Genomic DNA, 12,798 nt, shown 5'->3' with positions numbered 1-12,798 from the left:
TTATTTCCATACTGCAATATTCATTCTGTACATAAAAAAACGATGCAAAAAATGCATCGCTCTTATTTCTTTTAAGCAAGCCTAAATACGATTCCGTGCCCGCCTTTAGGATATTCCCATTTAATGTTCTGATGAGGGCAGCCAATACGACAGCTTCCACATTCGTGGCACCCTTCATAACCAACCTGCATCCGTAATCCTTCCCATTTATACACTTCTGCAGGGCAGAAAACAGTACAAAGTTTATCAGGACAATTAGTCATGCAAATATCGTGATCTAATACTGTCAAATGCGATTTCGTATCTGCCTTAAAACGAATTAAATACTGTTTTTCTTCAATCGTTTTTGTTGACATTATTTCACCGCCTTCCATGCACGATACATATCTTGAATTACTTTAAACGTACCTTTTTCTCCAGTAATACTACGCATAATTTGCTTTTGTTTTTCTTTTTTAGGAGTGCCGTCAACCGTAAAGAATTTACTTGCGGCACGATTCATCATCGGTACATACTCATTAAAATATTGTGGGTATTTTTCAAAAGTATGAGCAGCATCCTTATATTTTTCTAAGTCTTTCATGATGAAACTATTATTTAATGCTTCTCGATATTGATTTAAACTCGATTCACTAAAATCGTTTCGTTTTTTCGCTTCTACTATCGCTTCGGCCGCCATTTTACCTGACTTCATTGCCATATTTGAACCTTCCCTATGAATGGCATTGACTAGTTGTGCAGCATCACCAATGACGAGAACCCCATTTCCTGCCACTTTAGGAACAGAATTATAACCTCCCTCCGGAATGAGATGTGCTAAATATTCTGCCGATTCCCCTCCGTCTAGAAGTGGTTTCACCATAGCATGATTTTTCAAGTAGTCTAGTAGCTCATATGGCTTTAGTTTTGCTTTAATCATACTTGAAAGTGTTGTCCCAACACCGATATTAATACTCTCTTTATTCGTGTAAATAAAAGCGGTTCCAAGATTCCCTTTTGTTGAATCTCCAAAAACCTCAATTGTACAGCCTTGATTATCTTCTAAATTAAAGCGATCATTAATTTTTTCCTTCGGTAAATTAATAACCTCCATTACGGTTAATGCTACTTCATCTGGACGGAACTCTTTATGGAATCCGAGCTGCTTTCCAAGAAGTGAATTAACCCCATCAGCCAAAACAACAACATCTGCATAAACATCTCCATCAGGCCGATCTGTTCTCACCCCGACTACTTTTCCATTCTCAACAATACATTCTAGTACGACTGTTTCATTAATAAGGAGTACCCCTTGCTCGACGCCTTTATTTGCAAACCATTGATCAAAAGGAGCACGAAGAACTGTGAAGTTATTGTAAGGCTCTACTCCCCATTCTAATCCTTTATATCCAAATGTTACGGCAGATTCTTTGTCCATCATCCAAAACCGTTGTTCGATAACAGGTCTTTCTAGTGGAGCTTCCTTCCAGAAGTCAGGGATAATTTCTTCCATTTGCTGACGGTATAATACCCCACCCATAACGTTTTTACAGCCAGGATATTCTCCCCTCTCAATCTGTAAAACTTTCAGACCATTTTTAGCACAAGTATATGCACATGAGGTACCAGCTGGACCTGCACCAACAACGATGACATCAAATTTCTCAGACATAACTAACTTCACCGCCTTTTTCTTTACGCAACTCCTTAAATGCTTCAATTAACTTAGGTACTATTTCCATCGCATCTCCGACGATCCCATAAGTGGCCACATCAAATATTGCAGCATTTGGATCTTTATTTATGGCAATAATGAACTCGGAATTTTTCATTCCAACAACATGCTGAATGGCCCCTGATATTCCGATAGCAAAGTAAATTTTTGGTGTAATTGTCTCTCCCGTTTGACCGATTTGAAGCTCATGTGGCAACCAGCCAGCTTCGACAACGTCCCTTGTTCCACCAACACTTGCGCCAATTACTTCTGCTAGTTCATGAATAAGTTGGAAATTTTGTAAATCCCCCATTCCTTTTCCACCTGCTACAACAACATGTGCCTCAGCTAAATTAGCAGTTTTTGTGATGTCTTTCACAATTTTGAGTACTTTTGTGCGCATATCTTCTTCTTTTAATAAAATTTCTTCCTCAATGACTGTCCCTGTTCTTCCAGCGTCCCGTTCAAGTGCCTTCATTACTTTCGGTCTGACAGTAGCCATTTGCGGACGATGTTTTTTACATAAAATCGTCGCCATAATATTTCCACCAAAAGCTGGTCTACTCGCTTCAAGTAATCGATTATCTAAGTCAACATCAAGCATTGTCGTATCAGCTGTTAATCCTGTAACTAAATCAGTTGCTACTGCACTTGCTAAATCCTTTCCATTCGGTGTTGCACCATAAAGGAATATTTCGGGCTTATACTTTTCAGCAAGAAGCATAACACCTTTCATATATGATTCTGTACGGTAATCCTTCATAACCGGGTTATCAATTACATAAACTTCATCCGCCCCGAAGGCAACAACTTCAGAGGACAATGCTTTAACATTGTAACCTAATAACACTCCAGCAAGCGGAACCTCCAGCTTGTCAGCAAGCTTTCTCCCAGCTCCTAATAGTTCTAGAGAAACACCTTCAATTATTCCATCATTTTGCTCAATAAAGACCCAAACTCCACGATGTTCTTCAATCATGCTGACCCCTCCTTATGTATAGATATTTAACGATTACTTAATAATAATTCCTTTTTATCGCTTAATAGCTCGACTAACTGTTTCACTTGTTCATCAGAACTACCTTCAAGCTTTATGCCGCCTTCTGGCTTTGGAGGAGTGAACATTTTTCCAACAATTGTTGGTGATCCTTTTAAACCTAATTGAGTGCGCTCAACATTTTCAAGATCATTAACTGACCAAATAACTGGCTCATATCTTGCTGCTTTTATCATATTAGGCATAGGAGAATACTCAATTTCGTTAATTTCCTTCGCAACGGTTAATAAGCAAGGATACTGAGCTTGTATGAGTTCATGTCCGTTCGCTAATTTTCTTTTTATTAATACCGTTTTTTCTTTTTCATTAAATTCTAGTACTTCAATTACATTGGTAACTGGGGGAATATCCATTCTTCTTGCAATTCCAGGACCAACTTGTCCTGTATCACCATCAATCGCGTGCAATCCACAGATTACAAGATCAACTGGCTCTTCTTTCTCAATTCTTTCTAATGCTTTAGATAAAGCATAGCTTGTTGCCAACGTGTCTGCACCTGCAAACGCCCTATCTGAAATCAAGTAGCCTTTATCTGCTCCAATTTCAATGCTTTTTTTAATAACTGCTGTTGCTTGTGGTGGCCCCATCGATAGTACGGATATTGTTCCTCCGCCTAATGTTTTCTTAATTTTGACTGCCTCCTGAACAGCATGAGCATCATATGGATTTAATATTGCTGGAGCACTTCGGCGGTCGAGTGTGTTTGTTTTTGGATTAATTTTTATTATTTTTGTATCAGGTACTTGCTTAACACAGACGACAATATGCATAGATGAAATTCCCTCCTTTAATTAGAAAAGCTTAACACATCTTATATCGCCAGCTGTTTTGCTGACTTTTTTATAACATGAGGTTTGAGCTTTTTAACACCGCCTTTGGAAACGCTTTCTTTTTTTGTATACTATAAAATGCTATGTATTACGATATATGTTTCGCAACACAAGCGTAGTACCACAATTAATCATACCTATTCTCTTCTTTTGAAAATGTCTAAGACTGAAATGCCATCTATTTGATGTAAATATTGGAGCGTGAAATAACAATGAGACCATTGATTTCTGTAAATATTTTTGTAGGATACTAAGTAGTTAAAAAAATAGAAGAAATAACTAGTAAAAGCTTATGTTGAAAGGTAAATTGGCTATTTTTTATTCTATTAGGAAAATTTAGATATAACTATGATAAAAATCACATCTATGTCACTTTTTCGCTAAATATAGATTTTTATCACGGTTCTTTGTCGAAGTTACTCGAATTATATTTCATTGCTTGTCGGCAATTCTTGAATACCACCTTTAACTTTCAAATGGATTCACTCATAGATTACTTCTACAAATAAAGTATAAATCCCTTTCGAAAAGGGAGTATATTTGCTATTTTTGAATCTTTTTTCGAAATCAGCTTTCACAATTAAAAGGGCATCCAATCAATTGTTGGATGCCTCTAAGCTTCTTATAATTTGAATTTCGAAATCATGGAGTTTAATTGATCAGCAAGCTCTGATAATGATTGCACACTGTCAGAAATGTCTTCCATTGAATGATTGGTTTGCGCCATTGCCGCACTTGTTTGTTCAATCCCAGCAGCTGACTCTTCTGAAACAGAAGCAATGCTTTCAATTGACTGATTCATAATGACTGAAGTTTTTGAAACCTCATCTAAACTTACGGAAATTCCATTCACATTATCCGACATTAAATTAACTGCTTCGTAAATTTTTTGGAATGTCTCTCCTGTCGTCTCAATCTTCTCAGTACCTTTTTCTACTTGAGAATAGCCCGTTTGCAAGGAGGAAACAACATTATTCGATTCAGTTTGAATCCCTTTTACAATCGTTGTAATATCAGCGACCGAGTGAGACACTTGTTCAGCGAGCTTACGAACCTCATCTGCTACAACCGCAAATCCTTTACCATGCTCTCCTGCTCGTGCTGCTTCAATTGCAGCATTTAGCGCAAGTAAATTGGTTTGGTTAGCAATATCTTGAATCACTTGCACTAATGTCGTAATTTGTTTTGTTTGTTCATCAAGTCCATTCACTCGATTTACGGATGTTTTCATAATATCATTTATAACAACCATTTGTTCCTGTGATTCTCTCATAAGCGTATTTCCAGACTTGGTTAATGTTAATACATCATTCGTCGTACCTTTAATAATCGCACCACTTTTTGTTGCATGTTCTACTTGTAATAAATAATTCTCCATCATTTCTGCTAGACTACTAGCAGAGTTCGCTTGTTCTTCAGCACCACTTGAAAGCTCCTGCATCGTTGAAGCCCCTTGCTGGCTCGCAGCTTTTACTTCATTAGCAGCAATATTTAATTCGCCACTCTTTTTAGTGACGAAGGTTGAAACAGCAGAGATTTCCTGAATCATTGCCTGTAGTCTTTCCTTCATCGAATTTGTCGCACTGCTTAATTCTGCAATTTCATCTTTTCCGTCGTATTCAGCAAGTTCTACATTTAAATTACCTGCTGCAATTTCATTCGATACATGAACAATTTGGCCAAGCTGTTTAGAAATGATTCTGCCGATAAGAAGAATACTCATAATGCCCAAAATAGCAGAAATGACGATGGAAATCCCTAATACTAAAAGGGTCGTAACTAACTCACCTTTCGCTTCGACAACCGCGTCTTTTTGCTCATTTTTCATTGTTTCGCTTACCAAATCTAATTTACTTACAGTTTCTGAAATCAAATTATCTACTTGCAATTTTCCTAAGCGATATTCTCTCACATGCTGTAGTTTGACTTCAGGAGCAATAACATCATGAAATTTCTCAGTAATTTCTTTATCATTTTCATCTATTTCGGTAAATATCCTTTTTGATTCTGAAGTTTTTAACGTAGGTGCTATTTCATTTTTTAATTCATTAAATCGTTCTGTTAGTTCATCAAATGCAGTTAAATGTTTAGGATTTGTATCGATGATAAAATTTCCTATTACACTTCCTTTATGATGAAAAATTGCTGACGCTTCCGTAATCATGATAGCCTTTTCCCCTGTATCTTTTACAGTTTCCATCTTCGAATTAGCAATTCCCAAAAGCACGAAAGTGATAATAGTTGAGGCCGTAAATAAGCCAATTGTTATAAATAAAGCTACTCCATATTTCTGTCCAAGCTTTAAATTTCTCCATAATTTCATATTTGATAGCTTGTAGAATAGCCCTGCCTTTTTATGCTTATTGGCTTTTTTGGCTAGTTTATTTTTACCTTTCTCTAATATTCGAGTCTTTTTTACCCCTCTCATCCCGCAGCCTCCTTCTTAATGAGAACAACAATACACTCCAATAGAACTGGGAAATATGTAACAATTATCCTATTATCGTACTTAATTATAATGTAAACCAAATTGATTTTGAAGGAAAATATTACTTTTTACATAGGAAAAAGGCAAAGTACAAAGGTACTCTGCCTTTTCTCCTTATAAATAAGGATTTTCATGTTTAGCTAATAGGCGCTGCCATCTACTCTCAATCTCTTCTTCTAATTCAGCTAACATATCTTTATTTTCTTCTCTTAGTAAATGTTTTGTTTTCCCCATATATTTTAACCATTCTTCTAATTGTATTCTTTTCTTTTTCTCAACTGGATTGTAAGTGATCGTTGTAACACCTTCTTCAACCTCGTAAAGCGGGAAGAAGCATGTGTTAACAGCTGCCTCGATGATTTTCTCTCCGTAGCGGTCTTCTGATTTCCAGTTTAACGGACATGTAATGAGAAGCTTTCCATATACTGTACCAACATTTTGAGCATACCATTGTGCTTTCGCTGCTTTTTTTATCAAGTCTTGCGGGAATGCTTCAGATCCTGTAAATACATAAGGGATATTCGTTGCAGCCATAATTTGAGCAGTGTCCTTATGATGGAATGCCTTTCCTTGTTGAGTACGACCGACATTACTTGTGCTGGTCATATGTCCTTTTGGTGTTGAATAAGAAAGTTGTGAGCCTGTATTCATATAGCCTTCATTATCATATTCTAGCATGATGAGCTTATGGTTTCTTAAAGCAGTTCCGATCGCAGAGCCCATGCCGATGTCCATTCCTCCGTCACCCGTTACCATGACGAATGTAGCATCATCGGAAACATTTATTTCTCCCCGCTCTTTTAATTCTAGAAACGCCTCTACAGTCCCTGATAATGTAGCTGGACCATTTTGGAATAGATTGTGAATCATCGTCTGCTTATGAGATGTATGCGGGTAGGAAGTCGTGGTTACGTACGCACAACCCGTTTGGAATAAGACGACCACATCTCCTTCAATTCCTTTAAAAAACAACTCTAATCCTGTAAAAATCCCACATCCTGGACAAGCTCCATGACCTGATGCAATTCTTTTTGGCTTCGATGTTAATGAGCGAAGCGGTGGAATCTTCACTTTTAATTTATTTGTTACAGAATCCTTCTCAACATGAATCAATCCGGAATTATATACTTCTCCATGCTGAGGAGTGATGACAGGTTTAAGAACTTTTTCTTTATCCCCTGGGATATGTCCATAATAATCAAAAGACTTCACTTCATTATTAGGTTCTAAAGCACGTATCGCTTCATTAAAGAAGAACTCTGCATCATCTGAATAAAAGTCTTTACCACCTAGACCGAAAACTCGGCTAAGAACAATCGTTTTATTGTCTTTATCATCCTGTAAGGCTGATTTCACTTCATGAGTTAAATTTGGGCCATTGCCTCCGTAAGAATCTGCTCGCTCCCCAATCAAAAGTGCTTTCACATTTTTTAATGCTTCCCTTATTTCCTTTGATGGGAATGGGCGAATAATGTTTGGACTAATGACTCCAGCCTTGATCCCTTTCGCACGGAGACTATCCACTACATCCTTTGCGGTTTCAGCTGCAGAATTTAATAAAAACAGTGCAACTTCAGCATCTTCCATCATATATAAATCAAGTACTGGATATTCTCGACCAGAAATTTTCGCATATTCAGCTGCAACCTCTTTGAAAATATCACCTGCAGCATACATGGCTTCAGACTGTTGATAATGGTTGTTAATTAAATCATCACCATTCATATGAGCACCGATCGTAACCGGTTTTTTCGGATCACGAGCAAAATTATAGTTCGTTGGACACTCACCTACAAACTTTTGAACAACTTTACGATCCTTGAAATAGTTTACTTTCCGTTTCTGATGTGAAGTAAAGAAACCATCATATGCAACCATTACAGGCAAACGAACTTTTGCATTTTCAGCAATTTTTAAAGCCATAATATTCATATCGTATACAGCTTGTGGGGTCCTTGCCGTTAATATGACCCATCCAGTATTTAAAGCAAAATATAAGTCAGAATGGTCACCACGAATATCAAGCGGCCCACTAATCGAACGAGTAACTAAATTCATCACCATTGGAAAGCGTGTTCCCGATTGAACAGGAAGCTGCTCAAGCATGTACATTAATCCATTTGCACTTGTTGCGTTAAACACACGTGCTCCAGTTGCTGCAGCCCCGTAACAAATACCTGCTGATCCATGTTCACCATCTGCTGGAATTAATTTAATATTATGCTCTCCACGTGCCTTCATTTGATCTAAATATTGAGCAACTTCTGTTGAAGGCGTTATCGGAAAATAACCCATAATATGATAGTCAATTTGTGCAGCAGCCATCGCTGCCATTTCGTTACCACTTTCAAATGTTATTAATTGTTCTTCAATATGATTTACTGTATTTAATTGTTCTTCTAGCATCGCCATTATAATACCCCTCCTGTTACATAAGGAAAGTTATGTTTTACTCGATGAGAGTCAGCGAAGCCAATTGCTTCCCTCAACTCACTTAGGGCGGTTGTTGGACACGCCTCAACACACTTCAAGCAGCCTTTACAATATTGATAGTCAATCCCTTTCAGGAACATATGCTTCCGGCCCTTTTTATCTTCTCCTTCTTCCCATACGAAGCAGTAGTCTGGACAGACAGTATCACACGCAGCACAATTTATACATTGCGCCTTTTCAAAATTCGGCAGGAACCCTTGTCTTGAACCACTTAAATCTTTCAAAATACTATTTGCTTGCGTTGTCAGCACTCCACCAATTTCCTGTGTCTCATAGCCTAATTGTGGCATTGGTCGATAAAACGCTTTGCCCTCTGCCTGCTCAGGCGTTTCATATTTTTTAAATTTCACTTCATTATACCCACGTTCAAACGTGCGAATATTCGGTTCTACAAGATGTGGATATTTTTTCTCGAAAGTTTTTCGGATAACATCTTTCATTGATTCTGGGTCCAGGAAATCACAAATACGGAATAATGCACCAAGCATTGCTGTATTTACTCTTGTTTTTTCTTCAACCGCAATTTGCAATGCATCAACTGTTGCAAGTGTCCCGTATTCAAGTTTCAAATCTTGTTTAATATCATCAAAATCTCTTACAGTGTTGACCAAAATAATTCCATCAGGCTCTAAACCACTTACAACATTAACCGTTTTATACAATGCCTCATGAAAAACGCCAACTACATGTGGCTGTTCAATCGGACTATGTGCTCTAATTTCTACATCGCTATCACAAAAACGGATAAAACTTTTTACAGGTGATCCTTTCTTTTCGGATCCATATGATGAAAAGTTAGATCCATTAAGGCCCAGTCCAAGTACACCAGCTTCAGCTAGCATTTTCCCTGCTAAATTGGCACCGAGCCCACCAATAGATTCTAGTCTAATTTCGAAAAATCCAAGTTCATTTTTCTTTGGTAATATAGACATTTTCTCCCTCCCATTTTCAAACTCATGGAATATTTCTATTCAAAATTTTTAAAACCCCTATTGTTATTGTATTTGAATGTTTTATGTTCTGCTGTGACAAAAGTCAACATTTCATACTAAAGTTTGAAACAGATTAATAAAAACACTTCAAAAAGCTGTTATTATGGGCTTGAAAACGCATTCTTAATTATATAACAGAAATTCATTTGTACTATAACAGGATATTAATCAATTAAAACCAAGCAAATAGTCACTGTTTTATTCACTAACTGATTAGAAACTAATCCATTATTCCTGTTTTTAGAAGTTTAACCTGCTGTTTACTGTTCTATAGCAGGCTTTTTATGTTACGGTATTTATAGAAGGAATTATTTTTAGGGGGGTCATTATTTAAGGAGGAATCTATGAAGAAACGTGATTTTTACTTTGATAATGCCAAATTTATATTAATATTCCTTGTTGTTTTTGGACATTTGCTCCGTTCCTTTATTGAAGAAAATGAAGTTGTATTAACATTGTATAAAGTTATTTATACTTTCCATATGCCTGCTTTTATATTAATATCAGGTTATTTTGCAAAAGGGATTTTTAAGAAAGGGTATATTCCTAAAATCGCCAAAAAACTCATTTTGCCGTATCTGATCTTTCAATTCTTTTATTCTGTTTATTATTATTTTTTATATAATAAAGATGCCGTTAAAGTTGATCCGCTTGACCCAAATTGGTCATTATGGTTTCTCTTGAGCCTATTTTTCTGGAATTTGCTGCTTTTACTATTCGCGAAATATAAAGCTGCCTTTTCCATTTCTACTGCATTATTTATTGGGTTATTCGTAGGTTATGTGGACTGGATAAATAACTATTTAAGCTTATCAAGAACCTTCGTGTTTTTTCCGCTGTTTTTGATTGGGTATTATATGAAAAAAGAACACTTCTATTCATTAATAAAGCCGCACGTAAAAATCGTCTCGCTACTCATTATCACGAGTCTTTTTATTGGCTTTTATATTCAACCAGATATTAATTATGAATGGCTTCTTGGCTCTAAACCTTATTCAGAGTTAGATGTTTCTCCGCTAATCGCTATTTTTACGAGGTTTGGGTTTTATTTATTAAGCCTAATGATGGTTTTATGTTTTTTTTCGATTGTACCGAGAAAACAATACTTCTTTACGAGTCTTGGAAAAAATACATTGTACGTATATTTGCTACACGGCTTCTTCATTCGATTTTTTAGAGCAAGTGAAGCACCGAGCTTTTTCAGTGATCCAGATAGTTTTCTCTTGCTTGCATGCTTATCTTTATTGCTCACAATCCTGCTATCTAGTAAGATCATTACTTCCTTCGCCCAACCTTTAATTGAATTAAAAATAAATAAACTTAAAGGCATGAATGTTAGACTGCGTACCATTCTTCACTTTTACAGAAAGAAACGACTGAACTAAAAAATCGATATGTATGTATTACATGAAATCGGTAAAAGACCGCTAAACCCATATAAATGGGATTAGCGGTCTCTTTAAGTACGTCCCAGATAGGAATCGAACCTACGACCTACAGCTTAGGAGGCTGTCGCTCTATCCTACTGAGCTACTGGGACACGATGAAAAAAACAAAATTGCTTCAATGACAACAGTTATTATAAACCTAATTTTTAAGTGGAGTCAATCATTTCAAGTTAATGTTATCATGCTAATCAATGATCCGATGAAAAAAGCCAACATAATAATATTGACCTTTTTCATTATTATTCAATCAAAGCACCATTTGTTAAGCAATATTTTTAAGCCAAGTTAATATATGGACAACTTGGAATGGCTCAAACCAGGAAACTAAAAAACTTGGATTACTGAATTATTTTTTCTGAATCAGCCCGAAGCCGAGCCCAACAGGGTCTACCAAATAGGCAAGGTAAAAATCATCAAATTCCATTTTATCGCGTACAATCATCGCACCTTCGGATTTAGCTTTAGATATAGACTCATCAATTGACTCCACTTCAATTTGAATACGAATGCCATGAGGGTAATCACTTGGTCCTTTTCCAATTCCACCGTTAATCCCAGGAGTAACGTCTTTTCCTGTTTTAACAGACCAATAATCCCAATGAGGTTCAGCAACTTCCCAACCGAAAACCTTTGAATAAAATTCTGCAGCTTTTTCAGGCTCTTGATTATTTAGTTCGAAACCAATAACTCTACCCATTTCTTACCCTTCTTTCCTTGAGTTATTTACAATACTGAAACAAGTATTCTACATTTTTCATCAATATCCTTTCTTTATAATATATGAGAGGCACAACTTTTGCCTTCATTAGTCACCTTTTAGTTCTTTCAGAAATTCAGAGCCAATAAATAATATAGAAAAATAGACGACAACTGTAACTCCTATTTTCAACGCTAAAATGCTAATCTATCAAGCCTTTTCACACTCACTCATTTTAAATCTTGATAGTTTCGAATAAATCGAAATCCACTTAATTAAAAGAGATTTTCAGCTTTATATACGACACCCCCAACCGCACAATACTTTAAAGCTTATATTAATTCCAAAAAATGAAATTTTTCCCAAACTAGTTCGTATTTGTACCTAACTAAATAGGATGGTGATATTCATGAAAAAGTATTTATTATTACTTTTGCTTTTTTCCCTTGTATCATCTATTGTTTCATTTCTTTTAGGATATTGGCAGGTTGGTATGGTAATAGGTGGAGGGTTTTTGTTTATTTTAACTCAAGTGTCTCAATACTATTCAGTAAAAAATTCCGAGTATGTATATAGCAACCGAGTTCAATCAAACAATAAATACAAAAAATATGGTGATTAAGAAGAACTGTTGTATTCTTGTATTACATAAATTTAAATACAGTGTACACATCCACTTCCAAAGATGTAGGTGGTAAGTTCGAATTGCTATCAATCTTCTTGGCAATAGAGAGGTTGGCGTTTTTTTAATATTTACTACTCTCCTTTTTTTCATTTCGAATTGAAGAACTAATAATTTTCTAACTTCCTATTGTCTCAGTATATTTTAATGACATTTATACCTACTATTTGCCTTTTCGTAAAATTTTTTTCAAGCATAATAACGATTCTTCTTTTCTTTAACAGGAGAAACAGCAAGTATGGAATCCATTTTAAATATCCGTGCTTGCTTTTTAGTTAAACAATAAGCTCTTATATAACTTTCAGTCATCGCTCTCACAATTATCGGTCTTATAGAAAATGAATTATTCTTACTCAAATAAATAATCTCCACTTGAACACCTTCATTTAATGATCGCCTTAGTAAGTGATTCATGATG

Annotated in this window: 11 protein-coding genes and 1 tRNA gene; 2 read left to right on the top strand and 10 right to left on the bottom strand. The window is 36.0% G+C overall.

What is annotated here, in order from left to right:
- Nucleotides 1-71: 71 nt before the first annotated feature.
- The 7 genes from KDN24_RS09290 to KDN24_RS09260 form a co-directional block, all read right to left on the bottom strand.
- The gene (locus KDN24_RS09290) at nt 72-356 is read right to left on the bottom strand and encodes a ferredoxin family protein (protein WP_409974584.1); all 285 of its coding nucleotides are present in this window, start codon (nt 354-356) and stop codon (nt 72-74) included.
- Complete coding sequence (locus KDN24_RS09285) at nt 356-1,651, bottom strand: FAD-dependent oxidoreductase (protein ID WP_409974583.1); 1,296 nt, start codon at nt 1,649-1,651, stop codon at nt 356-358. The genes KDN24_RS09290 and KDN24_RS09285 overlap by 1 nt, the downstream gene beginning before the upstream one ends.
- Nucleotides 1,644-2,672 carry an electron transfer flavoprotein subunit alpha/FixB family protein gene (locus KDN24_RS09280; protein WP_409974582.1) on the bottom strand — a complete coding sequence of 343 codons (1,029 nt, stop codon included), beginning with the start codon at nt 2,670-2,672 and terminating at the stop codon, nt 1,644-1,646. The genes KDN24_RS09285 and KDN24_RS09280 overlap by 8 nt, the downstream gene beginning before the upstream one ends.
- Before the next feature lie 26 nt (nt 2,673-2,698).
- Entirely contained in the window at nt 2,699-3,520 is an 822-nt protein-coding gene (locus KDN24_RS09275) for an electron transfer flavoprotein subunit beta/FixA family protein (RefSeq protein ID WP_409974581.1), read from the bottom strand.
- A gap of 682 nt (nt 3,521-4,202) precedes the next feature.
- Entirely contained in the window at nt 4,203-6,008 is a 1,806-nt protein-coding gene (locus KDN24_RS09270; protein WP_486303961.1) for a methyl-accepting chemotaxis protein, read from the bottom strand.
- Between the two features lie 174 nt (nt 6,009-6,182).
- Nucleotides 6,183-8,480, bottom strand: a complete 2,298-nt coding sequence (locus KDN24_RS09265; protein WP_409974580.1) for a thiamine pyrophosphate-dependent enzyme — start codon at nt 8,478-8,480, stop codon at nt 6,183-6,185.
- Entirely contained in the window at nt 8,480-9,493 is a 1,014-nt protein-coding gene (locus KDN24_RS09260; protein ID WP_409974579.1) for a 2-oxoacid:acceptor oxidoreductase family protein, read from the bottom strand. The genes KDN24_RS09265 and KDN24_RS09260 overlap by 1 nt, the downstream gene beginning before the upstream one ends.
- 404 nt (nt 9,494-9,897) lie before the next feature.
- Between KDN24_RS09260 and KDN24_RS09255 the strand changes: the two genes are divergently transcribed.
- On the top strand, nt 9,898-10,938 hold the full coding sequence (locus KDN24_RS09255) for an acyltransferase family protein (protein WP_409974578.1): 1,041 nt from the start codon (nt 9,898-9,900) through the stop codon (nt 10,936-10,938).
- A gap of 81 nt (nt 10,939-11,019) precedes the next feature.
- On the opposite strand, the gene KDN24_RS09250 is transcribed toward KDN24_RS09255, so the two are convergent.
- Both KDN24_RS09250 and KDN24_RS09245 read right to left on the bottom strand, forming a co-directional pair.
- Nucleotides 11,020-11,093: transfer RNA gene (locus KDN24_RS09250), tRNA-Arg, on the bottom strand.
- Between the two features lie 254 nt (nt 11,094-11,347).
- The gene (locus tag KDN24_RS09245) at nt 11,348-11,698 is read right to left on the bottom strand and encodes a VOC family protein (protein WP_409974577.1); all 351 of its coding nucleotides are present in this window, start codon (nt 11,696-11,698) and stop codon (nt 11,348-11,350) included.
- Between the two features lie 409 nt (nt 11,699-12,107).
- Between KDN24_RS09245 and KDN24_RS09240 the strand changes: the two genes are divergently transcribed.
- Complete coding sequence (locus tag KDN24_RS09240; protein WP_409974576.1) at nt 12,108-12,320, top strand: hypothetical protein; 213 nt, start codon at nt 12,108-12,110, stop codon at nt 12,318-12,320.
- A gap of 249 nt (nt 12,321-12,569) precedes the next feature.
- Here KDN24_RS09240 and KDN24_RS09235 read toward each other — a convergent pair whose 3' ends face one another.
- Nucleotides 12,570-12,794: a WYL domain-containing protein gene (locus KDN24_RS09235; protein ID WP_409974575.1), complete on the bottom strand. Its 225-nt coding sequence runs from the start codon at nt 12,792-12,794 to the stop codon at nt 12,570-12,572.
- Nucleotides 12,795-12,798: the final 4 nt, after the last annotated feature.

This window comes from Cytobacillus sp. Bva_UNVM-123 (assembly GCF_046351715.2).
Lineage (GTDB): Bacteria > Bacillota > Bacilli > Bacillales > Cytobacillaceae > Cytobacillus.
This window is presented reverse-complemented; position numbering and strand designations above follow the sequence as displayed.

Coding starts and splice junctions, on each gene's coding strand:
- KDN24_RS09290 (WP_409974584.1), bottom strand. CDS start 356: ATGTCAACAAAAACGATTGAAGAAAAACAGTATTTAATTCGTTTTAAG.
- KDN24_RS09285 (WP_409974583.1), bottom strand. CDS start 1,651: ATGTCTGAGAAATTTGATGTCATCGTTGTTGGTGCAGGTCCAGCTGGT.
- KDN24_RS09280 (WP_409974582.1), bottom strand. CDS start 2,672: ATGATTGAAGAACATCGTGGAGTTTGGGTCTTTATTGAGCAAAATGAT.
- KDN24_RS09275 (WP_409974581.1), bottom strand. CDS start 3,520: ATGCATATTGTCGTCTGTGTTAAGCAAGTACCTGATACAAAAATAATA.
- KDN24_RS09270 (WP_486303961.1), bottom strand. CDS start 6,008: ATGAGAGGGGTAAAAAAGACTCGAATATTAGAGAAAGGTAAAAATAAA.
- KDN24_RS09265 (WP_409974580.1), bottom strand. CDS start 8,480: ATGGCGATGCTAGAAGAACAATTAAATACAGTAAATCATATTGAAGAA.
- KDN24_RS09260 (WP_409974579.1), bottom strand. CDS start 9,493: ATGTCTATATTACCAAAGAAAAATGAACTTGGATTTTTCGAAATTAGA.
- KDN24_RS09255 (WP_409974578.1), top strand. CDS start 9,898: ATGAAGAAACGTGATTTTTACTTTGATAATGCCAAATTTATATTAATA.
- KDN24_RS09245 (WP_409974577.1), bottom strand. CDS start 11,698: ATGGGTAGAGTTATTGGTTTCGAACTAAATAATCAAGAGCCTGAAAAA.
- KDN24_RS09240 (WP_409974576.1), top strand. CDS start 12,108: ATGAAAAAGTATTTATTATTACTTTTGCTTTTTTCCCTTGTATCATCT.
- KDN24_RS09235 (WP_409974575.1), bottom strand. CDS start 12,794: ATGAATCACTTACTAAGGCGATCATTAAATGAAGGTGTTCAAGTGGAG.